At 65.8% G+C, this 22,945-nt stretch carries 20 protein-coding genes, 2 tRNA genes and 1 pseudogene (1 of these 23 cut by a window edge); 7 read left to right on the top strand and 16 right to left on the bottom strand.

Features of this window, described 5'->3' with window-relative positions:
• Nucleotides 1-2: 2 nt before the first annotated feature.
• The 3 genes from G6R31_RS00250 (at nucleotide 3) to G6R31_RS00240 (ending at nucleotide 2,244) form a co-directional block, all read left to right on the top strand.
• On the top strand, nucleotides 3-500 hold the full coding sequence (locus G6R31_RS00250) for a helix-turn-helix domain-containing protein (protein ID WP_017871879.1): 498 nt from the start codon (nucleotides 3-5) through the stop codon (nucleotides 498-500).
• Nucleotides 501-744: 244 nt separating this feature from the next.
• A protein-coding gene (locus tag G6R31_RS00245) for an IS630 family transposase (RefSeq protein ID WP_164993948.1) occupies nucleotides 745-1,859 on the top strand; the annotation gives its coding sequence in 2 pieces (ribosomal slippage) (nucleotides 745-1,171 and nucleotides 1,171-1,859; 1,116 coding nt in all).
• A 34-nt stretch (nucleotides 1,860-1,893) separates the two neighbouring features.
• Complete coding sequence (locus tag G6R31_RS00240) at nucleotides 1,894-2,244, top strand: transposase (RefSeq protein ID WP_164993947.1); 351 nt, start codon at nucleotides 1,894-1,896, stop codon at nucleotides 2,242-2,244.
• Nucleotides 2,245-2,273: 29 nt separating this feature from the next.
• Here the strand turns inward: G6R31_RS00240 and G6R31_RS00235 are convergent, their stop codons facing one another.
• The 5 genes and pseudogenes from G6R31_RS00235 to G6R31_RS00215 form a co-directional block, all read right to left on the bottom strand.
• The gene (locus tag G6R31_RS00235) at nucleotides 2,274-3,398 is read right to left on the bottom strand and encodes a transposase (protein WP_164993946.1); all 1,125 of its coding nucleotides are present in this window, start codon (nucleotides 3,396-3,398) and stop codon (nucleotides 2,274-2,276) included.
• A 47-nt stretch (nucleotides 3,399-3,445) separates the two neighbouring features.
• Nucleotides 3,446-3,790, bottom strand: a complete 345-nt coding sequence (locus G6R31_RS17110; RefSeq protein WP_164993945.1) for a transposase — start codon at nucleotides 3,788-3,790, stop codon at nucleotides 3,446-3,448.
• Nucleotides 3,791-3,985: 195 nt separating this feature from the next.
• A pseudogene (locus G6R31_RS00225) lies at nucleotides 3,986-4,276 on the bottom strand (hypothetical protein); the annotation flags it as partial.
• 243 nt (nucleotides 4,277-4,519) lie between these two features.
• A complete protein-coding gene (locus G6R31_RS00220; protein WP_161618015.1) occupies nucleotides 4,520-4,690 on the bottom strand; it encodes a helix-turn-helix domain-containing protein in 171 nt (56 codons plus the stop codon).
• 123 nt (nucleotides 4,691-4,813) lie between these two features.
• Nucleotides 4,814-5,542: an RNA methyltransferase gene (locus G6R31_RS00215; protein ID WP_025568129.1), complete on the bottom strand. Its 729-nt coding sequence runs from the start codon at nucleotides 5,540-5,542 to the stop codon at nucleotides 4,814-4,816.
• A 343-nt stretch (nucleotides 5,543-5,885) separates the two neighbouring features.
• Between G6R31_RS00215 and secA the strand changes: the two genes are divergently transcribed.
• On the top strand, nucleotides 5,886-8,492 hold the full coding sequence (gene secA, locus G6R31_RS00210) for a preprotein translocase subunit SecA (RefSeq protein WP_017871367.1): 2,607 nt from the start codon (nucleotides 5,886-5,888) through the stop codon (nucleotides 8,490-8,492).
• Between the two features lie 407 nt (nucleotides 8,493-8,899).
• On the opposite strand, the gene G6R31_RS00205 is transcribed toward secA, so the two are convergent.
• The 3 genes from G6R31_RS00205 to G6R31_RS00195 are packed head-to-tail and all read right to left on the bottom strand — an operon-like array spanning nucleotide 8,900 to nucleotide 14,209.
• Nucleotides 8,900-10,012 (bottom strand): hypothetical protein, encoded by a 1,113-nt coding sequence (locus G6R31_RS00205; protein WP_017871368.1) that lies wholly within the window; start codon nucleotides 10,010-10,012, stop codon nucleotides 8,900-8,902.
• 25 nt (nucleotides 10,013-10,037) lie between these two features.
• The gene (locus G6R31_RS00200) at nucleotides 10,038-12,965 is read right to left on the bottom strand and encodes a hypothetical protein (protein WP_017871369.1); all 2,928 of its coding nucleotides are present in this window, start codon (nucleotides 12,963-12,965) and stop codon (nucleotides 10,038-10,040) included.
• Complete coding sequence (locus G6R31_RS00195) at nucleotides 12,962-14,209, bottom strand: SpoIID/LytB domain-containing protein (protein ID WP_081608318.1); 1,248 nt, start codon at nucleotides 14,207-14,209, stop codon at nucleotides 12,962-12,964. Before G6R31_RS00195 ends, G6R31_RS00200 begins: the two co-directional genes overlap by 4 nt.
• Nucleotides 14,210-14,323: 114 nt before the next feature.
• Here G6R31_RS00195 and G6R31_RS00190 point away from each other — a divergent pair, with 114 nt between their 5' ends.
• Complete coding sequence (locus G6R31_RS00190) at nucleotides 14,324-15,523, top strand: FAD-dependent oxidoreductase (RefSeq protein WP_017871371.1); 1,200 nt, start codon at nucleotides 14,324-14,326, stop codon at nucleotides 15,521-15,523.
• An 11-nt stretch (nucleotides 15,524-15,534) separates the two neighbouring features.
• Here the strand turns inward: G6R31_RS00190 and G6R31_RS00185 are convergent, their stop codons facing one another.
• The 3 genes from G6R31_RS00185 to G6R31_RS00175 all read right to left on the bottom strand — a co-directional run bounded on the left by G6R31_RS00185 (nucleotide 15,535) and on the right by G6R31_RS00175 (nucleotide 16,127).
• Nucleotides 15,535-15,816 carry a rhodanese-like domain-containing protein gene (locus G6R31_RS00185; RefSeq protein ID WP_017871372.1) on the bottom strand — a complete coding sequence of 94 codons (282 nt, stop codon included), beginning with the start codon at nucleotides 15,814-15,816 and terminating at the stop codon, nucleotides 15,535-15,537.
• 142 nt (nucleotides 15,817-15,958) lie between these two features.
• Nucleotides 15,959-16,033: transfer RNA gene (locus tag G6R31_RS00180), tRNA-Val, on the bottom strand.
• A gap of 20 nt (nucleotides 16,034-16,053) precedes the next feature.
• Nucleotides 16,054-16,127: transfer RNA gene (locus G6R31_RS00175), tRNA-Cys, on the bottom strand.
• A gap of 168 nt (nucleotides 16,128-16,295) precedes the next feature.
• Here G6R31_RS00175 and G6R31_RS00170 point away from each other — a divergent pair.
• Nucleotides 16,296-16,826, top strand: coding sequence for a phosphoribosyltransferase family protein (locus G6R31_RS00170; RefSeq protein ID WP_025567274.1), 531 nt, complete (start codon nucleotides 16,296-16,298; stop codon nucleotides 16,824-16,826).
• Nucleotides 16,827-17,089: 263 nt separating this feature from the next.
• Nucleotides 17,090-18,652: a threonine ammonia-lyase, biosynthetic gene (gene ilvA / locus G6R31_RS00165; protein ID WP_017871374.1), complete on the top strand. Its 1,563-nt coding sequence runs from the start codon at nucleotides 17,090-17,092 to the stop codon at nucleotides 18,650-18,652.
• A gap of 392 nt (nucleotides 18,653-19,044) precedes the next feature.
• Here the strand turns inward: ilvA and G6R31_RS00160 are convergent, their stop codons facing one another.
• The 5 genes from G6R31_RS00160 to G6R31_RS00140 form a co-directional block, all read right to left on the bottom strand.
• Complete coding sequence (locus G6R31_RS00160; protein WP_017871376.1) at nucleotides 19,045-19,536, bottom strand: EVE domain-containing protein; 492 nt, start codon at nucleotides 19,534-19,536, stop codon at nucleotides 19,045-19,047.
• Between the two features lie 37 nt (nucleotides 19,537-19,573).
• Nucleotides 19,574-20,254 carry an amino acid ABC transporter permease gene (locus G6R31_RS00155; RefSeq protein ID WP_017871377.1) on the bottom strand — a complete coding sequence of 227 codons (681 nt, stop codon included), beginning with the start codon at nucleotides 20,252-20,254 and terminating at the stop codon, nucleotides 19,574-19,576.
• Between the two features lie 14 nt (nucleotides 20,255-20,268).
• Nucleotides 20,269-21,039, bottom strand: a complete 771-nt coding sequence (locus G6R31_RS00150) for a transporter substrate-binding domain-containing protein (RefSeq protein WP_017871378.1) — start codon at nucleotides 21,037-21,039, stop codon at nucleotides 20,269-20,271.
• Between the two features lie 202 nt (nucleotides 21,040-21,241).
• A complete protein-coding gene (locus G6R31_RS00145) occupies nucleotides 21,242-22,630 on the bottom strand; it encodes a sugar ABC transporter permease (protein ID WP_017871379.1) in 1,389 nt (462 codons plus the stop codon).
• A protein-coding gene (locus G6R31_RS00140; RefSeq protein ID WP_025567278.1) for an ABC transporter permease subunit crosses the window boundary here: on the bottom strand, nucleotides 22,627-22,945 show its end. 1,088 nt of this gene lie beyond the right edge of the window; the window shows 319 of its 1,407 coding nt (coding positions 1,089-1,407); the start codon falls outside the window, past its right edge; its stop codon occupies nucleotides 22,627-22,629. The genes G6R31_RS00145 and G6R31_RS00140 overlap by 4 nt, the downstream gene beginning before the upstream one ends.

Raw genomic sequence — 22,945 nt, 5'->3', positions numbered from 1 at the left:
CCTTGAAAAAGTTCTATAAAACGGTGGCGTTCAAGCACGAAGCTGAAGATTTCTGGGCTATCTACAAGGTCAGTACCTGTGCGGTAGAACGGCGACGCGCCCAGTTCTTTGCCTTCCTCGCGGAAGGCAAGAGCGAGACGGAAACGCTGGAACTTACGCGCTATTCAGTGAGCGGCGCACGTCAAATCATCGAGCGCTACAACCGCCTAGGACTCAGTGGCCTCAAAGATGCGCGCCACGAGAACCAGGGAGCGCCACCTGTCCTCACCGCTGAGGAACAGCAGCAATTTGCTGCTGCCCTTCAGCAAGATTTTGACCAGGGCGTCGTTTGGGATGGCAACAGGGCGCAATCATGGGTCAAGGAGGTGCTCGGCAAAGAAATCTATCTGGGGCGCGGGTACGAACGAATGCGTCAAGCAGGCTTTAGTCCTCAAAAGCCACGCCCACGACATAAGAAAGGCGACCCGGTGGCCAAGGAAGCGTCCAAAACAAAGTCCTGATGGAGCAGCTCCGCATGGCGGAGCTGCTCCATCCCAAGGTGTCGTTATGGGCACTGGACGAACACCGTCTGGGCCTCAAGCCCATTCTTCGCCCCGTTTGGGCACCCATAGGCCAGCCTTTGACGGCGACTGTGCATCCTCGATATGAATGGCTCTACATTTACGCCTTTGTGAACCCCGAGTCTGGAGAAAGTCGGTTCTACCTAGTGGATGACCAAGGGCATGAGAAGGCTTATAATGCTGCATGGGACGCCAAAAGCGATTCGTCGTCAACCTTCCTGAAGCTGAGCGTCAGAAGCTCATCGATATGACGAAGAAGGGAATGATCAGTGCGCGAGTCATGACTCGCGCACGTGTCCTTCTCCTGGCAGATGAACAGCTGCATGACAAGGTGATCGCTGAACGGCTGGCCGTCAGCAAAGGAATGATCGGTCAAATCCGCAGAAAATATGCGACTGACGGGGTAGCTGCTGCTCTTTACGAAAAACCGCGCCCCAAGCAGCCCCCAAAACTTGATCCGAAAGCCACGGCGATCCTGATCGCAGAAACCTGCTCGGATGCGCCAGAGGGGTACGCGAAGTGGACGATGCAGCTTCTCGCTGATCGTCTTGTCGCTTTAGGCGTCGTAGACAGTATTTCTGATGAGACCGTCCGAAAAACGCTTAAAAAAACGCACTCAAACCCTGGCAGGTCGAGAGCTGGTGCGTCTCCAAAGTAGGGGCAGACTTTGTCTGGCGTATGGAGGAAGTGCTGGATACGTACGCTTTGCCCTATGACCCTGAATATCCAGTGGTCTGCCTCGATGAAAAATCTGTCCAGCTTCTCGATCATGTTCGTGAGCCGCTCCCACCCGTGCCGGGATACCCGGCACGGGTCGATCACGAGTACAAGCGCTGTGGGACAGTTAATCTCTTTATCGAATTTGAGCCGCTGACGGGGCAGCGCAGTGTGACGGTGACTGAGCGGCGAACGTCACAGGAATACGCAGCTCGTTTGCAAGCATTGGATCGACGCTACCCAGAGGCGAAGAAAATCCGGCTGATCCAGGACCAGCTTTCGACCCATTCACCAGCAGCGCTCTACGACACATTGCCCGCAGAAGAAGCGAACCGCTTGAGAAAGCGGTTCGAGTGGATCTATACGCCAAAACACGCGTCCTGGCTGAATATGGCCGAGATGGAATGGGCCGCTCTGCAACGTCAGTGTCTGGATCGCCGTATAGCGGCGAAAGAAGCACTTGAGACGGAAGTTGCCGCCTGGGAGCGGCACAGAAACGCCAGGGCAGTCAAAGTGAATTGGGAATTCACGACCCAGGCAGCAAGAGGCAAAATGGCGCGTCACTACAAGCAAGTCGAATAGCCTCAATCATGCCCTTGGTCATCCACTAGTTCCAGTGCTCAACAAGGACGCGTATCAGGCGGTGATGGCTGCTTTTGCTCAGAGTGTCGGTGCAGGGCCAGAACATCATGTCCTGGTCGTTGAGGACGGCGGCGGCTTTCATGTCCCTGCACTGCAGGGACATCCAGTAGGCATACAAACGGTGACTCTGCCGCCCTATTCTCCCGAGTTGCAACCCGTTGAACGGCTCTGGAAACTGACCGATGCAACGCTAGCAAACCAATGTTTCGAAAGCCTGGATGACCTTCAAACAACACTCGGCGAACAGTGCGCTTGGCTGGAAACTCAGCCTGACCTCCTCACCCGACACACCCTTTTCCACTGGTGGCCCTTGTACAGGAATTAATCGGAATCCGTATAACTCATGAGTTGCATTTATGCAGCCTGCCCAGTTTTTGCCGACAGCAACGTCAGTTCAGCAGCATCCAGGCGGTAAAGGGCCGCAAGGAGCGTGCGGCGGACGACGTGCGGCATGAGGACGAGGCGGACTTCTTCCCCCGCTTCACTCAGGGTCAGGCACCAGGCCGGGCATTGCCCCCCTGTCATCCCTGCCCTGAATTGCTGGTAGAGGGCCAGAGAAATGCTAAGCCACACGAGAAAGATCCAATTGTCGATGCCCGTCTCCGTTCGGAGACGGGTTTCCTTTAGTCCAAAGTCATGCTTGGCCGATTTGAAGAAAGACTCGATGAGCCACCGTCTTTTGTGGCGTCTGGTCAGTGTTCGCGCCGTTCCCGGTTGCGTGTCCAGCACGTAGAAACGCTTCATCTTGTCGTTACGCGGCAGGTCTACCCAGGACACATAGAGGGGCACCCCCGGTAAACCGGCCAGTTCAACACATTCGCCGCGCCCTGCCTCCTTGAGTTGACGACCATCAGCCAAGAGGAGGTTAGACCGGCCACCGATACTGATGTGCTCAAACCCCCACCAACGCAGCAAATCCAGTGCATCTGCGCTGTAGAAGCCCGAATCCATCACCAGGAACTGAGGGAGATCTCCCCAGAGATAGGGGTGAAAGCGCCGGATGAGCTTCAGGGCCAACTGGATCGGTGTTTCTTCCTGTGCTGGGTCATAGATGGCGTGGCCCATCGGAAAGCTGAGCTTTCCGATGCTGACGTGGATGACGACGAGATGGAGACCGAACACACCGTTGTAGGTTCGCGTGTACGGGAGGCTCTTTCCCGTTTTCTCGATGCTGGTCAGGTCCACCCGAATCACCAACCAGGGTTTTTGACCACGCAGACGGTCATAAGCAGCACGGAGAGCCTTCACTTGGAAGCGCAGACGCGCTTTTTCCAGTGGTTGGGTGTTCATTGTATTGAGCAGTCGGCTGACAGTGCTGGGTGAGCAGGTCTTGACCTGACGGAGTTGCTTGCGACTTCCCCCTTCGAGAAACATGCTCAAGGTGCCCTCGAACGTGCGCCATTTCGTCGGGGCCAATTCGGCCTCCAGGGCGCGGTAGAATTCCTGTACGTCTGGGAGCGAGTTTTTCTTTTTGGTCACGCAAGACAGAAAAGCACGTTCCAGACGTGCTTATTGGGACTATTCACTCAATGCAACTCATGAGTATAAGGCGGCAGGAAGAGGAGCGTGCACCCACGCTCCTCAATCAGTTGCTTCACACTGGCCCGATGATGCGCGGAGAGATTGTCGAGCACGGCCATTTGCCCTGGGGTCAGGGCTGGACACAACACTTCGCGGATGTACCACTCGAAAATAGTGCCGTTTACGGCACCCTCAATAACGAGAGGCGCAAAAGGACCGCTCGCCTGGAGTGCACAAATCAGCGTCTGATTTTTGCCCCAGTTGCGTGGAGTCTGCCCTGTTGCCCGTTGATGACTTGGCGCTCGGCCATACAGACGAGTGAGCGCGGTGTTAAAGCCGCATTCGTCCAAAAAAACCAATTTTGCTGGTGTCGGGGTAGGACCACAGAAGAGCGTGGAGTTGTCGTAGTCGCGGTTTTTAGCTCATCCTGACCCAGGGGGGAAGCCGGGAGAGAGGTTGTGAAGCGTTCCACCTCTCAACTTGGAAAATGTGGGGATTGGAAATTTGCCGCTCTAGGACACCTTTTGCGTTACCCCCCTCCCAACCCTCCCCCGCAAGGGTGGAGGGCTATCAAGGCATCTTGCCGCGTTCAAAGTCGCTCCACGCTGTCTTGTGGTCCTACCGGTGTCGGAAGCACAGCGGAAATATCGCCCTGGAACTGCGTTCGCAGTTCCTCATTCCGCTCGCTGGCGACCAGCGTTTTTTTTATGGGTGATCCCATGCCGTCGGAAGACGCGATCAACGGTGCGATACGACGTTTTGAAACCAGTGCATTCAAAGAGCTTGTCGGCATGCTCCTGTAAAGTGTCGTCTGGACGCTCCTCAACTTGCTTGAGGAGCTGTTCTTCGTGTTCTGGTTACATCTTCCTGGGGCGGCCCGGTGGACGGATACGTTCAGTGAGTGTCCCAGCCTTCTCTTTACGGAGATACTTCTGAACCGTGATCACACCAACTTGAAAGCGCGCTGCCACTTCACGGGTACTCATCCCGGCATGCCTGGCCTCAACAATGCGCTCCCGCAGATCGTTCCCGTACCCTGCTCCCCCGACCCTTCGCATGTCTTGATTATGTCAAATGCTCTAGGCATGCATCCCAGCCAGCAGGAAGGCTTCGAGCGCGGCCACAGTCACGCGCCAGCGACCGCCGATACGGTGGCCCTGGAGCTTGCCGAGACGCAGCCACTGGGTGACCGCCGAGTGAGTGACGCCGAGCTGCCGACTGACTTCTTTGGGGGTGAGATCTTTACTCATGCCCCGGAAGATGCGGAGTGGGGTGGGCATCGAAAAACGACAGCTGAAAGAACTGCAACAATCACAACGGCAAGACGTCGGAGTGCAGCCGGTCGAGGATTCCCTCGAAGGGTCGCTTTGCGCTTACTCTTCGCCCTCTGCCCTCCCCTCTCCGCCCTCCCCCTGCTCCACCTTCCACTTCACCTGCCGCAGAAAGCCGCGAAACAGGCGACTCTCGGCGCTGCTCATCAGGGCGCGGTCGAGCATCGCCCGCCACAGCCGCATCGTGTGCCGCGCCCGCACCGCGTCGGTGTAGCCGATCAGGTGCATGGTGCCCTGCAGGTGGCCGTACATCGCTTCCATTTCCTCGCGGGTCGCCACCTTGCGGCTGTGCTCGGGCACGTCGTCCTGACCCTGCAAGAACTCATAGCACACCAGCAGCACCGCCTGCGCGAGGTTGAGGCTGGCGTAGTCGCCGGTGGGAATCCGCACCGTGACCTGACACTGCTCCAGATCGGAGTTGATGAGGCCGGTTTCTTCCGGGCCGAACACCAGCGCCGGGGCCGCCGCCTCACGCACCAGCGGACGCACCAGCGCCGGGTGCCGGGGGGCAGGCAGGTCGGCGCGGAGGCGGGCCGAGGTGCCCACGCTGAGGTCGCGGTCGGCCAGGGCCTCGCGCAGGGTGGGGAAAATCTGGGCCGAGCGCAGCAACCCTTCGGCGTGGACCGCCATCGCCACCGCCTGCGGGTCGAGGTGGTCGCAGCGCGGCGCGACGATGCGCAGGTCGCTGGCCCCCATGTTGAGCATGGCGCGGGCGGCGGAGCCGATGTTGCCCGGCGTTTTGGGCGACACGAGAACGACAGCGAGAGACATGGCGGCGAGCGTAGAGGGTTGGGGGTGGAGAGTAAAGGGCGAAAGGGCCAGTGCCACGCCCCTTATACGGATTCCGATTGAATCTGAAACTACCAGATTCAATCCGACTTGCAAAGCTGCGCAGCAGAGCGGATGCGAGTAGGAAAAAATACGGGTTACGCGATATGGATGCACAGGCGGCGCTTTCCCAACTGTATAGGCCCGACTGTGCAGGAATTAAGCGGAATCCGTATTACGCCCCGGCACGCCCGCGGCTTGAGTCTCCCCCGCTCAATTCCCTTACGCCCGCCCGACTGAAATCGTTCAGATGAATGTCATGCACTCGGGCTATACTCGGCGGGTCATGTTTCGTGTCCTGAACAAAGTGTTCGACAACAATAAACGCGATGTCGAACGCATTATCCAAACGGTGGTGAAGCCGGTCGGTGCGCTGGAGGAAGAAACGATGCGCATCGACGACCTCGCCGGAGCCTTCATGGACCTGCGCCGCCGCGTGCAGGAGGGGGGCGAACCCCTCGACAGCCTCATCGTGCCCGCCTTCGCCCTCATTCGTGAAGCGGGGCGCCGCTCCATCGGCAAGCGCCACTACGACACCCAGCTCATCGGCGGGGCCGCGCTGCACCAGGGCCGCATCGCCGAAATGCGCACCGGCGAAGGCAAGACGCTGGTGGCGACCCTGGCGCTGGCCTTCAACGCGCTCGAAGGCAAAGGCTGCCACCTCGTCACCGTCAACGACTACCTCGCCCGCGTGGGCATGGAGGAAATGGGGCTGCTCTACCGCACGCTCGGTCTGACGGTGGGCCTCGCCAACCGCGAGCTGTCGCCCGCAGAAAAGCAGGCCGCCTACGCCTGTGACATCACCTACGTCACCAACTCCGAACTCGGCTTCGACTACCTGCGCGACAACATGGCCCAGAGCCGCGAAGCGCTGGTGCTGCGGGCCGACACGCCGCTGCACTTCGCCATCGTGGACGAGGTGGACTCGATCCTGATCGACGAGGCGCGTACCCCCCTGATCATCTCGGGCGCGGCGGAAAAAGCCACCGACCTCTACTACGTGTTCGCCAAGCTCGTCCGCCGCCTGCAAAAAGGCGAACCCGCCGAACCCGGCGTCCGCAGCGAGCCGACGGGCGACTACACCATCGAGGAAAAGAGCAAGGCCGTTCACCTCACCGAAGCGGGCATCACCAAAATCGAGCGGCTGCTGTCGCTGAAAGACCTCTACAGCCCCGAAAACATGGACAAGGCCCACATGATCACCCAGGCCATCCGTGCCCGCGAGCTGTACCACCGCGAAAAGGACTACATCGTCAACGCGGAGGGCGAAGTGGTCATCGTGGACGAGTTCACGGGCCGCTCCATGCCGGGCCGCCGCTACGGTGAAGGGCTGCACCAGGCCATCGAGGCCAAAGAAGGCGTCAAGATCGAGAACGAGAACCAGACGCTCGCCACCATCACCTACCAGAACTTTTTCCGCCTGTACGACAAGTTCGCCGGGATGACCGGCACCGCCAAGACCGAAGAAAAGGAATTCCTCGACATCTACGGCAGCGACGTTCTGGTGATTCCCACCAACAAGCCGGTGATTCGCGTGGACAGCGACGACCTGATCTACCGCACCCGCATGGGCAAATACGCGGCGGTGGTGCAGGAAGTGCAGCAGATGCACGCCAGCGGGCGGCCCATCCTGATCGGCACGGCGAGCATCGAGACGAGCGAGCAGCTCAGCGCCCTCCTTCAGCAGGCCGGGGTGCAGCACGCCGTTCTGAACGCCAAATTCGAGGCGCAGGAGGCCAGCATCATCGCGCAGGCGGGGCGCAGCGGCACCGTGACCATCGCCACCAACATGGCCGGGCGCGGCACCGACATCATGCTGGGCGGCAACGCCGAATACATCATCGGGGAAAGCATCGAATCTCAGCTCGGCGTCAGCCGCTACGCGCCCGAGGTCGAAGGGTTCATCAAGGCCATCAGCCGCGAAGACCCCGACACCGAGCGTCTGGGCATGCAGATTCCCGGCATCACCCCCGACTTTATCCGGCAGGCGCAGGAACTCCACCGCGCCACCGTCGAAGACCGCCAGCGCGTGCGCGACCTTGGCGGACTGCACATCATCGGCACCGAGAGGCACGAGTCGCGCCGCATCGACAACCAGCTGCGCGGGCGTGCCGGGCGTCAGGGCGACCCCGGCAGCAGCCGCTTTTACGTCAGCTTCGAGGACGACCTGATGCGCCTCTTTGCCAACGACCGCGTGGTGGGCATGATGGACCGTCTGGGCATGGACGACAGCCAGCCCATCGAGGCCAAGATGGTCACGGGCGCGATTGAAAAGGCGCAGGCCCGCGTGGAAGACCGCAACTTCGGTATCCGCAAACAGCTGCTCGAATTCGACAACGTGATGAGCAAGCAGCGCGACGAAATCTACGCCCAGCGCCGCGAAGTGCTGCTCGGGCCGGACGAGGACATCGAGGAAACCACCGAAGGCATGATCGGGGACTTCGTGGACACCCAGCTCGCCACCTACGTGCCCATCGAGGCCAGCCCCGAACACTGGGACCTCGACGGTCTGCGCACCGCCCTGGTGGACGCCGTGCCCGTGCTGGAGACCTTCGATTTCGACGGTCTGCGCGGCCTTTCGCCCGCCGAGGTGCAGGACCGGCTGCTCACGGCGGTGGCCGACGCCTTCGACCAGCGCAAGGAAGAACTCGGCCCGACCATGATGAACAGCCTCTCGCGCTACGTGCTGCTGCAAGTCGTGGACCAGCACTGGAAGGAGCACCTGCACGGCATGGACGTGCTCAGGCAGGGCATCGGCCTGCGCGGATACGGTCAGCGCGACCCCTTCACCGAGTACAAGTTCGAGGCCACCAACATGTTCAACGAGATGATCGACAACCTCAAGGCGGACGTGACCAAGTTCGTGTTCCGGATGCAGTTCGGCGGGCAGTAGAGCATTTGACAAAAAGACGCAACGTCTTTTTGGCGAGCGGACTGGGACAGCTCGAAGAGAGCGAGTGCAAAACACTGAGCAGGGCGGACTTGCAAAGCTGCGCAGCAGAGAATGGAGTGATGCGGGGCGCTGTTCCGCGCATCACGTAATTCGGAGAACTGCTCTAAAGCGGGAAGGGTGGAGGGTGGAGAGTGAAGGGAAAAAACCCTCTACTCTCCACCCTCTCCCCTTCGCCTCTTATACGGATTCCGATTGAATCTGGTAGTTTCAGATTCAATCCGACTTGCAAAGCTGCTCAGCAGAGCGGATGCGAGTAGGAAAAAATACGGATTCTGCGATATGGATGCACAGGCGGCGCCTTCCCAACTGTATAGGCCCGACTGTGCAGGAATGAAGCGGAATCCGTATTACGGCACCAGCCAGGCCAGCGCCCGGGCGTCGTTCAGGCTGCCCAACAGGGTGCGGGCCTGCCAGTTGCCGCTCTGCACGCCCAGCACCGCGTCGAAGCGGGTCAGCGCGGTGCGCGAGAGCACGTACAGGTTGCCGTCGGGGGCCAGCGTCACGTCGCGCAGGTCGGTGACGTAGGCGACGTTCTGGGCGGTGCTGGGCGGAGTGCCACTGGCCGCGCCGTCCCAGACGCGCAGGTAGGCGTCGCCGCCCGAGAGCGCCGGGTCATGCCAGCCGAAAAGCAGGGTGCGGGCGCCCAGCGGCTCGCCCCACAGCCGGTCCAGCCGCCGCTCCCCGAAAGCCGCGACGCGGCGGGTCAGGTCGGGCAGGCCGGTGTCGAGCAGCGGGTACACGCCGCTGTCGGTGGCCGCGTAGACGGTGCCGCCGCTCAGGGCCGCCAGGTCACGCACCGCGACCGTGCGCTCCGGGAGTGAGGCCACCGCCACCGGGTCGCCCACATTGCGTGGCGCGGCCCGCACGACCTCGCTGCCGCCGCCGAGGGCCGGGCGGCTGACCACCGCCACGTCGCCCACCACGGCGATGTTGACCGGCGGGGCGTCGGGGGTGCTCAGGGGGGGCACCGCCGTGCCGAGCGTGGCGGTCCAGACCACCGTGCCGTCCATGCGGTAGAGCGCCAGCCGCTGCACGTCGCCACTGCACTCGCTCAGGACCAGCAGGCGGGTCCGGGCCGCGTCCACCGCCGAACGGGTCAGGCAGGTGGGAAACGGCAGCCCCGCAAACGGCGTGCCGGGGGTCAATTCTGCACGGCGCCGCTCGGCCCCGGTGCGGCGGGTGAGCAGCAGCGAGCGGCCCCCGTCGGCGGTGTGCAGGTCGCGGCCCCCGTCCACCGGGCCGACCGGGGTCAGGGTGGGAGCGGCAGGGGTGCTGGCGTCACTTTCGGGCGGCGCCGTGTCCACGTAGCCCAGCGCCTCTCCCCCCGCCGTCAGCACGGCGAGGCGCAGGTTGGGGGCACGCTCCTCGGTGCCGGTGCAGGCGGTCAGGGAGACCGTGGCAGCCGTCAACAGGGCGGCGAACAGAAAACGGGCGCGGGAAGCAGAGAACGCAGGGGTCATGGCAAAAACCCTCCTGGGGATGAAGTCAGCGCACCGGGTCGGCAGGCCGAGAAAGCGAGGGAATCAGCGGCACCCGGGTGCCCTCGGGTCCACCTTCGAGCAGCGGGTAGAACTGTCCGGGCAGGCCCACCGTCAGGCGGTAGCGGCCCTTCACCACGTCCCACTCGCCCTGCATCGCCCAGCAGCAGCGGTCGAGGGTAAACCCCAGCACCGGGGCCAGCGGGTCGTCGCCCTGGCGCTGGCCGTCCACGTACACGAGGCGCTGGCGCAGCGCGGCGGTGAGGTACACGCTCGGCTGCTCGGCCTTGCCCAGCGCCACGCCGAGGCGCAGCGGCTCGAAGGTGTAGGTGTCGGTGGGTTTGTCTTCCGGTGCGGCGCCGCTGCGCACCCGCGTGTAGCTGGCGTAGCCCGAAACCGAGAAGCGGCCGCGCTGCCACTCGCCGTCGAGGGCAGCGCGGCCCAGTTCGGCGTGCGGCTGGTCCAGGCCCGGCAGGTTGTAGCTCAGCGACGTGTTCAGGCGCTGGCCCGGGCGGCTGGTGGTCAGCGTGCCGGTGAGCGCAGGCCGGGTAAAGCCCCCCCGCCGCAGGTCGTAGGCGCCCCCGTAGGCGAGCTGCCAGTTGGTCGCCCGTCCGGCGCGGTTGCCCACGCTGAAGCTGACGGTGCCGCTCTCCCGCGCCGTTTCGGCCTGATCGAGGTTGAGGTCGTGGGCGTGGGTGAAGGTGTAGTCGCGCCAGGTCACGCTGTGGGTGCCGGTCACGCGGGGAAACTGCACGCCCAGCGTTTCCCGGCCCGAAACGGTCAGCGGGCTGAGCACCGTGTCGAAGCCGCGCACCAGCGAGTACTCGGTGCCCACGCTGCTGAGCAGCGGTGTCAGGTCGGGGTCGAAGGTGGCCGACACGCTGAAGTTGCTGCTGCGGTCATCGCCCGCGACGGTGGCCCGCAAGGTGAAGGGTTGCAGGCCGCTGGGGGCCGCCTTGTCCGGCGTGCCTACGCTGGTCACGCGGGCGTAGCCTCCGTTCAGGCCCAGCGTCAGGCGCGGCGCGGGCCACGCGCTGCTGCGCTGGTAATACGCGGGCCGGGCGGGTTGCGCGGGCGTGGTCGGCGTGGCGGGCTGCGCGGGCACAGCGGGCACCAGGCGCAGCTTGCCCGACTCGGGGTCGCCCAGCGTGACGGCGTAGGTGAAGCTGTCGAGTTCGCCGGTGCCGAGACGATAGGCCAGCGCCGCGTTCAGGTTCAGCGGGCGGCGGCCCACCGTCACCCCGAAGCGGGCGGGCTGCTGGTGTTCGGCCTTGAGGAAGGGGTCGCGGACATACCCCACGGTAAAGGTCGTGTCCGGCACCGGCACGGTGTTCAGGTTGAGGCTCAGGGGCGCACTCAGGCGGCGGCCCGACACGGCGTCGAAGGCGAAAGGCCCGGTGCCCTCGTAGCGCAGGTATTCCTGCCTCAGGCTCAGGCTCTGACGGCCCTGCACGCCCCAGCGCTGGGTCAGCTGCCCGGAGGCCGACAGCTGCACCGTCCGCGCTCCGGTGCCGTAGTAGCGCCCGACGAACGAGTTGGACAGTTCCAGCGACGCGCCGGTCCACAGAGGCCGCGCATAACGCAGTTCGTGGGCTTCTTCCAGGCGGGTGGTCGTGATGTTCGGTCCCTGGCGCACGGCTGACGGGGAAAAGGGGTTGCTCGCCGCGCTGTACTCGCCCGCCGTCACCTTGAAGTCGGCGCTGAGGTCGCCCCCCGGCAGAGGCACCGTGAAGGGCTTGGGGTCGAGCACCACTTCCTTTTTCTCGTAAGGCTGGGTGACGGCGGTCTGAGGCTCGGGACCGCTGCGGCCCAGCACGTTCAGTTCGGCGCGGTAGCGGGGGTACTCCACGCTGGCCCTCAGTTCGCTGCGGGTAACCCCACGCTCGGGGTCGGTGTCGCTGCGCCCGATGTCGCGCCGCTGCATGGTGAAGGCGTAGTCGAGGTCGCGGGTGGCCTCGCTCAGCGGCACGCGCCCACGCACGCTGAAATTCAGGTCGGTGTCCAGGCCGCCTTCGCCCCGCACCTTGCCCTGAGCGTCCAGCGGCCTGGGGAGCAGCAGCAGGTACAGGTCGGCGCGGTCCACGGCGGCGAACGGCGCGTAGGCCCGCAGGTCCACCCCGCCGCCCAGACTGGGGGCGCGGTTCTGGTAATAACGCAGCAAGCCGGTGCCCAGCACGCTGCTGCCCACCGCGAAGGGCAGGTCGGCCTCCACCGTCAGGCCGTCTACGGCGTCGCGGCCCACCTGCACTTTGGGCTGCCGGGCCTCGTCGTTGAGCGGCAACACGACCACCGGCAGGTACAGCACCGGCACCTCGGCAACGAGAAGCTGGGCGCGGTAGGCGATCAGGCGGTCGCCGGGGTAGACCACCAGCCGCTCGGCGCGAAAGGCGTAGTCGTTGGTGGTGCGCCCGCACTTGGCGCAGGGGGTGAAATACCCCTTGTTCGCCCGCAACTGCCCCGGCACCCGCTCGACGTCCTCGCCGCGAATTTCCAGCTCGCGGTCACTGATCAGCACGTCCTGGCCGGTCAGCGACTCGGTGCCGAGGTCGACCACCAGATTGTCACCCCGCAGGGTCTGCCCGTCCTTGGCGGTGCGGTAGCTCGCCGCGCCGATCAGGGTCAGGGTGCGCCGGGTGCGGTTGAACTCGACCCGCCGCGCCCGCACGAGGTCGTCGTCCACCTGCAACTCGACGCCTGCCGCCTCGGGCGCGGAAGAGTCAGCACTCTGGTTCCCGGCACCGCTGATGATGACCAGTTCCTGCCCGTCCACGTTGCGCAGTTCCAGCGTCTGGGCGGTCACGATCTTGACGGTGCGGGCCTCGGCCAGGGTGCCCAGGGCCGCGCTGCCCAGGGCGAGTACCGCCGCCAGTCGCCGCGCGAGTCGAGCGGAGCGGCGGCCCGTTTTCGCGCGGCGCCGGGGGGTCCAGACCTTCACGGCTGCCCCTGGCCGACCGGGGACGCGGCCAGCAGGTCCAGGGTCGTGCCCGGATAGTAGAAGTCCAGCATACGCAGGTGATCGTAGCCCGCCCGCGCCATGCCCAGGGCACCGTACTGTGAGAGACCCACCCCGTGCCCGTTGCCCGCGCCGGTCAGCTGCAGCGCCGCGCCCTGTCGCGTGAGCTGGACGCGGGTACTCCTGGCCCCCAGCGAGCGCAGGAACCCGCCGACCTCCGCGCCCGAGAGCGCGGCGCTGCCCCCCGCGCCCCGGAAGGTGAGCTGCTGCGCCCGCCCGGAGGCGCTGGTGCGCGTGACTTCCACGCCGCTCAGGGTGCCCACCCGCACCCCGTACCCGGCGGCGAGCTGCTGCACGCGCGTCAGCGGCACTTCGGCGCTCCACTTCGCGCCCGGTCCGCCTGCCGAGACCGAGTAGGGGTCGGGCTGCGCGACCAGGTAGGGCAGCGGGGTGTTCCAGACCTCGGCGCTGGACGCCACGTAGCCGCCCGAGTCGCTGGAAAAGTACGTCTGCGCGGGCTGCCCCCCGTAGGCGAGCACCTGTCCGGCAGTCCGGGCGATGGCCGCGTCGGTGGCGGGGTGCTCGCCGCGCACGCCCCGGTAGACCTGACACTGCTCGGTGGCGCAGGTGTCGTAGGGCTTCGCCGGGTTGATTCGCGCCGCCACGTAGGTGCGGGCGATGACCGCCTGGGCGGCCAGCGCAGCGGCGGGCCAGCTCGCGGGCATCTCGGCGGCGACCACCCCGCGCAGGTAGTCCTCGACGTCCACCACGTTGATTGCCTGCACGCCCTGGCCCTGCACCCGCAGCAGCACGCCGCCCCGGTAGGTCTGCCCCCCGAGTTCCACCCGACTGCCGGGCGCGGGCGGCAGGTAGAGGGTGGAACTGCCCGCGCTGCGTCCGTCGAGCGTCAGGTTCGCCCCGGCCACGCCCACCTGCCAGCTCTGGCGCAGAGCAGCGGGGGCCGGGGTGGGCGCAGGCAGCGCGGCAGAGGGCTGAGGCGCCGCCGACGCGTCCGCCGGAGCGGGCGGCAGGACCGTCACCCTGACCGCCGGGCCACTGGTCACCAGCACCCGCACGTCCAGGGCCGGGGCCAGGCTGCCCCACCCGAGCAGCGCCCACCCGAGCAGTGCCCGCCGCACTCCGGACCGACCCGCGCCTTCCGGTCTCGCCGCTTCCGGACCGCCTCCTTCCAGACCTGCCACCCGTCGCCGCACCTGTTTCCGCATCGCCCGCGAGTATAGGCAGCCACTCTGTACCCCGCCTGACAGACCGGTGAGAGCCTTTCGCGTCTGTGGCGGCGAGCAGTTTCCGTTTTCCTGTCGGGGCGGCATCATGCGGGCATGACCGGACCCGAGCCTCACCCCGCCCAGGCCCCTGCCCCGAGCCTCCCGCACCGCGCCGGGCGGGTGTGGGCGCACGTCGGGCAGCCGTTTCATGAGGACGCCTGCGACTTTCTGGTGATCGGCGCCGGACGGATGGGCGCGGCCTGCGCCCTGTACCTGCGCCAGCTCGCGCCCGGGCGTTCCCTGCTGCTCGTCGAGGAAGGCGGACTGCCCAACGAGGAGGGGGCCACCATCCTGGCACCGGGCGTGTGGACCGCACACGACATTCCAGCCGGGTACGGGGCGCAGGCCGAGTGGACGCGGGAGCAACTGCTCGGCGCCCTGGGAAGCGGCAAGGCGCTGGAGGTGGAGACGCGGCCTCTGGTAGAGCTTTTTCCCCCAGGCACCGACGCCTTTCCTGACCTGCTGCCGACCCCCGACGCCCTGGCGAGCGCCCCGGACGCCCTGGCCCTGCTCGACCCGGCGCGGCTGCCGCTGGCCCGGACCGACCCCCGCGCCCTGACCTACCGCCCCGGCAGCGTGAGCCTGCTCGCCGCGCAGCAGGCCATCTCGCTGGGGGCGGGGCTGCTGCTCAACACCCGCGCCGAACTGGTGCCGGGCGGCGTACGGCTGCACCGCCTGACCGTGACCAACACCCACCAGATTGTCGTTCACGAAACGCGGCAGGTCCGGGCGGGCGTGGTCATCGTGGCGGCGGGGGCGGCGGGGCCTCTCCTCGTCGAGCAGGGCCTGGGACTGCACACCCGGCATGGCCGCGCCTACCGGCAATTTCCGCGCCTGAACCTGCCCAGCGGCCCGCACACGCCCGCACTGCGAACCGGGGGCCTGACCCTGCGCCCGCAAAACGGCGGCTACACGCTCGTCCCCGCCATTCACCACCGCGACCCCCACGGTTACCAGCCGGGCGGCGGCTCGCTGACGGGGGTGCCCACCGGCCTGCGCCGCGAGGTGCTTGAGGACCTGGTCGGCCTGATGGACGCCGTGCCCGCGCTGGCCGGTGGGGGCCTGGAACTGGGCCGCTCCAGCGCCGACGTGCCCGGCGCGTGGCTGGCCCTGCCCGGAGGCCGCCCCGACGCGCCCCCGCAGGCCGAAGAACTGGCCCCGGGGCTGCACCTGCTGCTCGGTGGTCCCCTGGCGGATACCCTAGGCCTGGCCGCCGCGCATGGGCTGGCCGCGCACCTCGCCCGGCTGGGCTGACCCCTCTCTCCTTACCCGTCCCTGAGCTGCGCCTGCAACTCGGCCACCGTGCCCCGCCAGGCCCGGGCGTCCAGCCCGTCGCTGCGCAGGTAGCGGGCGGCGAGGTCGGCCTGGGTGCCGCGCGCGCACACCACCAGCAGTGGCTCCGGCGCGGGGGTCAGCCCATGCTGCCCGTCCTCGATTTGGTCCAGTGTCAGCGCGGTCACGCGGGCACCCGTCAGGGGCGACAGCGCCTGCTCTGCCGATGGGCGCAGGTCAATCAGGTGGGCCGTTCGGGGGTCAGGGTCAGCCATGCCCCGGAGTCTAGCCAGCCGCTTGAGCGTGAAGTGTTCTCTTGCCACCGGGCTTCAGCGCCGGGCAGAGTGTCGGCCCCCACCTCCGCAAACCAGCAGGAAGAAGCCAAAGAAAAACCCCCGCCTGGGCGGGAGTTTCTGTTGGTAGAACCGAGGGGATTTGAACCCCTGACCCCTACCGTGTCAAGGTAGTGCTCTACCCCTGAGCTACGGTTCTACACCTGTGGGTAACGGATTTGGAGGCGCTGACCGGACTCGAACCGGTGGTGGAGGTTTTGCAGACCTCTGCCTTACCACTTGGCTACAGCGCCGGGAAGGGTCGTGCTCGTTCCTGCTCGGGCGTGTCCCTCGCGGGGGCTGGGGGCCTTTTCCTCTCCAGCGGGAGGCATGGTAGCACGGCCCGGGCAGGGTGTAAACCCGTGCGCGGTGAGGCCGGACAGCCGCCTTTGCCAGGCCGCAGCGCCGCTATGCTGGGCCGTATGGACAACCTGACCATCACCGTCGGTGACGTGACACGCACCCTCCCCACTGTCCGGGTGGGCAACCTGGGGCGGGTGCCGCTGGTGGAGTTCATCGGAGACAGCGACCTGACGAAAGCGGCGGCGCAGGCGATGCTGCCGCTGGTTCCGGACGGCACCGAGCTGCTGCTTTCGGTGGTCACCAACGCGCTGCCGCTGGTGCACGAACTGAGCGACCGCAGCGGGCTGCCCTACGTCGTGGCCCGCAAAAAACGGCGCACGTACATGCAAGACCCCCTGATTCAGGAAGTGCCCAGCATGACCCTCGGGGTCGGTGAGACGCTGTGGCTCGACGGCCCGCACGCCGCCCGGCTCAGGGGCAAGCGGGTGGCCATCGTTCAGGACGTGGTGGCTTCGGGCGGCACGGCGCAGGCACTGGCGCGGCTGGTCGAGCGCTCGGGCGGGCAGGTCAGCGGCTATCTGGCGGCCTTCAAGCAGGGCGAAACCGAGTTGCCGCTCAGCTACCTTCAGGAACTGCCCCGGCGCCTCTGAAGGCGTCATAGATGAAGGCGTCATAGACATTCCCCCGGCGGCGGTGCCCGTTCCGGCCTATCTTCGGCCTCAGACAGCGGCCCGCCTCCCGGCTTCCAACGTACCGGTCTCTGCCCCCGACCGCTCCACTTCCCCGCTGCTGGCGGGGCTTTGTTTTTGTCTCCTGCCCCCTTCCCTTTCTGCCCCCTCACCTTTCTGCCCCCTCACCTTTCTGCACTTTGACCTTTCTGGACTTTGACCTTCACTTCTGCCGAGGTTTTCCGATGCCTGACCTGCTTCCCCCACCCTCCCCCACTCCCCTGCCCGGCACGCTGGACGGGTTGGACGTGCTGCGACTCGCGCTGACCAGTCAGGTCTACGGCGCGGCCACCGAGACGGCACTCAGCCCCGCGCCGCGCCTGAGTGCGCGCACCGGCAACCGCGTGCTGCTCAAGCGTGAGGACCAGCAGCCGATTTTTTCCTTCAAGCTGCGCGGGGCCTACAACAAGATGAGCCAGCTCAGCGCCGAGGAACGCGCCCAGGGCGTGATTTGCGCCTCGGCGGGCAACCACGCGCAGGGGGTGGCCTTCGCCGGACAGAAGCTGGGGATTCCCGCCGTCATCGTGATGCCCGCCACCACGCCCGACATCAAGGTGCAGGCGTGCCGGGCGCGGGGGGCCGAAGTGATTCTGCACGGCGACTCGTTCAGCGACGCCGAGCAGCACGCGCTGGCGCTGCAACAGGAGCGCGGCCTGACCTTCGTTCACCCTTATGACGACCCGCTGGTGCTGGCTGGTCAGGGCACCATCGCGCTGGAGTTGCTGCGGCAGGTGGAAGGCGGTGAGTACACGGTGTTCGTGCCGGTCGGCGGCGGCGGGCTGATCGCGGGGGTGGCGAGCATCCTGAAAGCGCTCCGGCCCGGCGTGCGGGTGATCGGCGTGGAGCCGGACGACTCCGACGCGATGTACCAGAGCCTGCAAGCGGGCGAGCGGGTGCGGCTGGACAGTGTGGGCATCTTCGTGGACGGGGTGGCGGTCAAGCAGGTCGGCGCCTACACCTTCGACCTGACCCGGCGCTACGTGGACGACTGGGTGCGGGTGAGCACCGACGAGGTGTGCGCCGCCATCAAGGACGTGTTCGACGACACCCGCGCCGTGCTGGAACCCGCCGGGGCGCTGAGCGTGGCCGGACTGAAGAAGTACGCGGCGGCCCACGAGCTGCGCGACCGGACGCTGGTGGCGCTGACCTGCGGGGCCAACATCAACTTCGACCGCCTGCGCCATGTGGCCGAGCGCACCGAAATCGGGGAGCAGCGCGAGGCGATTGTCGCCGTCACCATTCCCGAGCGGCCCGGCGCCTTTCTGGAATTCATCGACCTGATCGGCTCGCGCGCCATCACCGAGTTCAACTACCGCTACGCCCCGCGTGAAGACGCCCGCATCTTCGTCGGGGTGCAGCTGGGACAGCCCGGCGAGCGGCAGGAACTGCTGACGCTGCTGCGCGGGCGCGGCTACCCGGTGCTCGACCTGACCGACGACGAACTCGCCAAGGTGCATGTGCGCCACATGGTCGGTGGCCGCGCTCCCGAGGCGGTGGACGAACGGGTCTACGCCTTTACCTTTCCCGAGCGGCCCGGCGCCCTGCACGACTTTCTGAGCCACCTGCAAGGCGAGTGGAACATCAGCCTCTTTCACTACCGCAACCACGGCTCGGCGCACGGGCGGGTGCTGGCAGGCGTGCAGGTTCCGGGCGCCGATTTGCCGCGCTTCGAGGACTTTCTGTCCGGCCTGGGCTACCCGGCGCACGAGGTCACGGCCAACCCGGCCTACCGACTGTTCCTGACCTGATGAGGAACAAGACTGCCAGCCGCCGGGAAGTTGCTCTCCGGTGGCTGGCAGTCTGTTAAGGATTCCGCTCAATTCCAGCACAGTCGGGACTCCACCGCCTGCGCCTCCATACCGCAGAATCCTTATTCTTTCCTACTCGCATCCGCTCTGCTGAGCAGCTTTGCAAGTCGGATTGAATCTGAACATGCCAGATTCAATCGGAATGTGTATGAGGGTTTCAATTCAGCGGCGGCGCGAGTGGGCCAGCACCCGCACGGGCTGAGGCTGGCGTTCCCGGCTGTCCTGCCGGGCGAGCAGCAGCGAAACGGCGATCACGAGGGCTCCCAGCAGCAGTTCCATAGCGCACTATGGCAGGGGCACTCTGACGAAACCGTGACAGAAGGCGCAGGCGGCTAGGCAGGCGAACTTCCCCCCGCCGGGGGCAGGGCCACCCCCACGGCGGCGAGCGCCTCGCGCACCTGTTCGCCGGTCACGGGAAAGACGCTCAGGCGGGTGCCCTTGCGGGTCAGGGGCGAGTCCTGCCACGCGGGCAGGTCGCGCAGTTCGTCCAGCGGCAGCAAGCGGGGCAGCGCCAGCACGGGCGCCACGTCCACCATGCTCCAGCGCGGGTTCTCGGGGCCGGAGCGCGGGTCGTGGTACTCGCTCGCCGGGTCGAATTGCAGGTCGTCGGGATAGGCGGCCCGCACCACCCGCGCCACCCCCGCGAGGCCAGGCGGCCGGGCATTGGAGTGGTAAAAGAGGCAGAGGTCGCCCTCCTGCATCTGGCGCAGGAAGTTGCGGGCTTGGTAGTTGCGCACGCCGTTCCAGGGTTCACGGCCTGCCTGCGTCAGGTCGGCATAGGAAAACACATCGGGTTCGGACTTGATCAGCCAGAAAGCAGGCATGGAGCGAGGCTAGCGCACCCCCCTACCCCTCCCGCACTCAGTCCCGCGTCATCCCGCGCGAAAAGCGGCGTTCGAGTGCCCGCTGCACGACTTCGAGCAGGCTGGAGATCAGCCAGTAGATCAGCGCGGCGGCGAGGTACGGCCCGAACGGTTCGAAGGTGCGGGCGATGACGAGCTGGGCGCTGCGCAGCAACTCCACCACCGTGATGACCGACACCAGCGAGGTGTCCTTGACCAGCCCGATCAGGGTGTTGCTCAGGCTGGGCAGCGCCACCCGCGCCGCCTGGGGCAGCACGACCAGCCGCATGGTCTGCGCTCCGCTGAGGCCCAGACTGGTCGCCGCCTCGCGCTGGCCGGGCGGAATACTGAGAATGGCCGCCCGAATCGTTTCACTGAGGTACGCCGCCGCGTTGAGCGTCAGCGCGATGACGCCGCCCACCACCGGGCTGAGTTCGATGCCCAGGCTCGGCAGGCCGTAGTAGATGACGAAAATCTGCACCAGCAGCGGCGTGCCGCGAATGAACGACACGAACAGCCCGCTCAGTGCCCGCAGCCAGCCCAGCCGCGAGAGCCGGGCCAGCGCCACCGCGAAGCCCAGCGGCAGCCCCAGCAGCATGGCGGCCAGCGCAAAGCCCAGCGTCACGGGCGTGGCGGCCAGCAGGGTGGGCAGCGCCTGCCACGCACTCTGGACGATCTGTTGCAGTTGCTCGGTGTTCATAGGCGCCCGTCAGCTCAGGGCTGACCCACGTCCTGACCGAACCATTTCTGGCTGATGGCCTGGAAGGTGCCGTCACTGCGCATCTCGGTCAGGGCCTTGTCGATCTGGTCCTTCAGGGCCGAGTTGCCCTTTTTCAGGGCGATGCCCACCGGAGCCGCTTCCCCGATCTGCTCCGCGCCGCGCACGGCGAGCTTCTGGTCGTTGATGATGTGGTTGACCACCAGGCGGTCGTTGTACGCCGCGTCGATGCGTCCGGCCACCAGGTCGGCCAGAATCTCGGGGGCGCCGGGGTAGGTCACGATGGTGATGCCGCCCGTGTCGATCAGCTGCTTTTCGTAGTTGCTGCCCAGCGTGCTGCCCACCCGCTTGCCCCGCAGGTCTTCGAGCGATTTGGGGTCAAAGGTGCTGCCTTTCGCCACGATAATTTGCGGGCGGCTGTAGGCGTAGGGCTGGCTGAACCCGATAGAGTTTTGCCGCTCGGGGGTGATCCCCACCTGGTTGACGATCACGTCGTACTTGTTCGCCTGCAGGCCCGCCAGAATGCCGCTCCACTCGGTGAGTACGAATTCGGGTTTCAGGCCCAGCTTCTGCGCCACCGCCCTGGCGATGTCCACGTCGAAGCCCACCAGCTCGCCCTGCTCGTTTTTGGAGGTGAACGGCGGGTAGGTGCCCTCCATGCCGATCTTGAGGGTGTCGCCTTCCAGCGTGCTGCGGGGCGAACTGCACGCGCCCAGCGACAGCGCCAGGGCAACCGGAACCAGCAGACTCAGCAACGACTTTTTCATAGGGGCCTCCTCGGGTGCTCTGTTCCCGAACTCTATGCCGCGCCGCCCTCCGCCCGCTTTGGTGTTCCGTTCGGAAACCGGCGCGAACACAGCAACCCCTAAAGGATACAAAAAAGGTCATCTTTCGTGGCGCGGCGCACGGCCAGAAAAAACCCCCCACCCGTGACGGTGGAGGGGTGCGAGAACCAAGGTGGGGAGGAGGCTACTCCTTGACCCCGCCCGCCGTCGCGCCACCGACGAAGTAGTTCTGGAAGGAGTAGAACAGCGCCACGATAGGCAGCGCCCCCAGGGTGGCGGCGGCGGCAAACACGCCCCACTTGGTCGAGAACTGGCCGCTGGTAAAGGAGCGCAGCATCACGCCCACCGTCCACTGCTCCACGCCGGTCAGCAGCACGCTCGCCAGGATGAACTCGGCGTAGGTGCCGATGAACTGGTTGAGGAAGATGAACACCAGCATGCTGCCCGACAGCGGCAACACCACCCGGCGGAAGGTCTGCCAGCGGGTCGCGCCGTCCACCATCGCCGCTTCTTCCAGCGACTCGGGCAGCGACTCCACGTAGCCCTTGTAAATCCAGGTGTTGAAGGCGATGGCACCGCCCGAGTACGCCAGGATCAGCCCGGTGAAGGTGTTGATCAGTCCCAGCGCCGAGAGCAGCGAGTAGATGGCGACGAGCGCCAGAAACACCGGGAACATCTGAATGAAGATGAAAAACAGCAGCATCTGGAAGCGGCCCGGAAAGCGCAGCCGCGCCATCGCGTAGCCCGCCGTGGTCGAGAGCAGGATGGCGAGCAGGCCGGTCACGGTGGACACGAACAGCGTGTTGCGCACCGAGAGCAGGAACTTGCTTTCGTTGGTGGCCCCCTGAAACTGCGCCGGAGTCACCACCAGCAGCAGCAGCACGCCCACCGCCAGCACGATTCGCGTGACCCAGCTTCGTGCCCTGGCCATGCCTTCCGATGTGTTGCCCAGGCGTGAAGCGAGCGCCATCAGCGCCAGCGCCGCCAGGCCCGCCCCGCCGAGCGCCGCCAGCCCCAGCTGATAGCCGGGAATGGTCACGGCCTCGAACAGCTTGGCGAAATTCTCGGTGGTCAGCCGCTCGAACTGCGGCAGCAGGCCGGTGCGGTAAAAGATATTGGGGTCGTTGAAGTTGGGAAAGGCGAACAGACTGTTGCCGGGGTCGAAGGCCGCCAGCAGCACGTAAAGGAGCGGGTAGACGGCGATCAGCACCACCAGAATCAGGAACAGGTGTGTGAGCTGGTCGCCCAGCACCGCGAGGTAACTGATGTTCTTGCCGGTTCGCGCCTGCCCGAAGCGCTGCCCGATCAGGCTGGTCAGCGCCAGCACGCCGCTCGCCGCCAGGAGAAACAGCAGGAACTTTTTCCAGCCGCCCTCCACGAAATAGATGGAAAAGCCCTTGCGCAGCTCGATCTGCCAGAGCTGGGACACCAGATACCCCAGGCCCGCGAGCAGCGCGAGCAGCACCAGCCAGGGCGCGGCGCGGCGCAGCAGCGAAGGCTCGCGGTGGACATAGCCGCCGGGCGGCAGGTCGGGGGACAGTTGGGGAGACAGGTCGTCGGGTCGCGTGGTCATTTGCGGGCCTCGTCGAATACGCCCGCCGCCTTGAAGTTGACCAGCGAAATGGCGAGCGTCAGGAAAAAGATGATCAGGGCGATGGCGCTGGCGAGGGCGTAGTTCTGCCCGCCGCTGGCCGCGAAGGCCGTGTTGTAGCCCCACGACAGCAGAATGTCGGTGCTCTGCGCGGTGCTTTCGCGCCCTTCCTGGGCCGGGCCGCCTGCGGTCAGCAGATAGATGATGCCGAAGTTGTTGAAGTTGAAGGCGAAAGTGGAAAGCAGAATCGGCGTGAACGACTGCCTCAGCAGCGGCAGCGTGATCCCCGTGATCTGC

The organism is Deinococcus wulumuqiensis R12 (assembly GCF_011067105.1).
Taxonomy (GTDB): Bacteria; Deinococcota; Deinococci; order Deinococcales; family Deinococcaceae; genus Deinococcus; species Deinococcus wulumuqiensis.
This window is presented reverse-complemented; position numbering and strand designations above follow the sequence as displayed.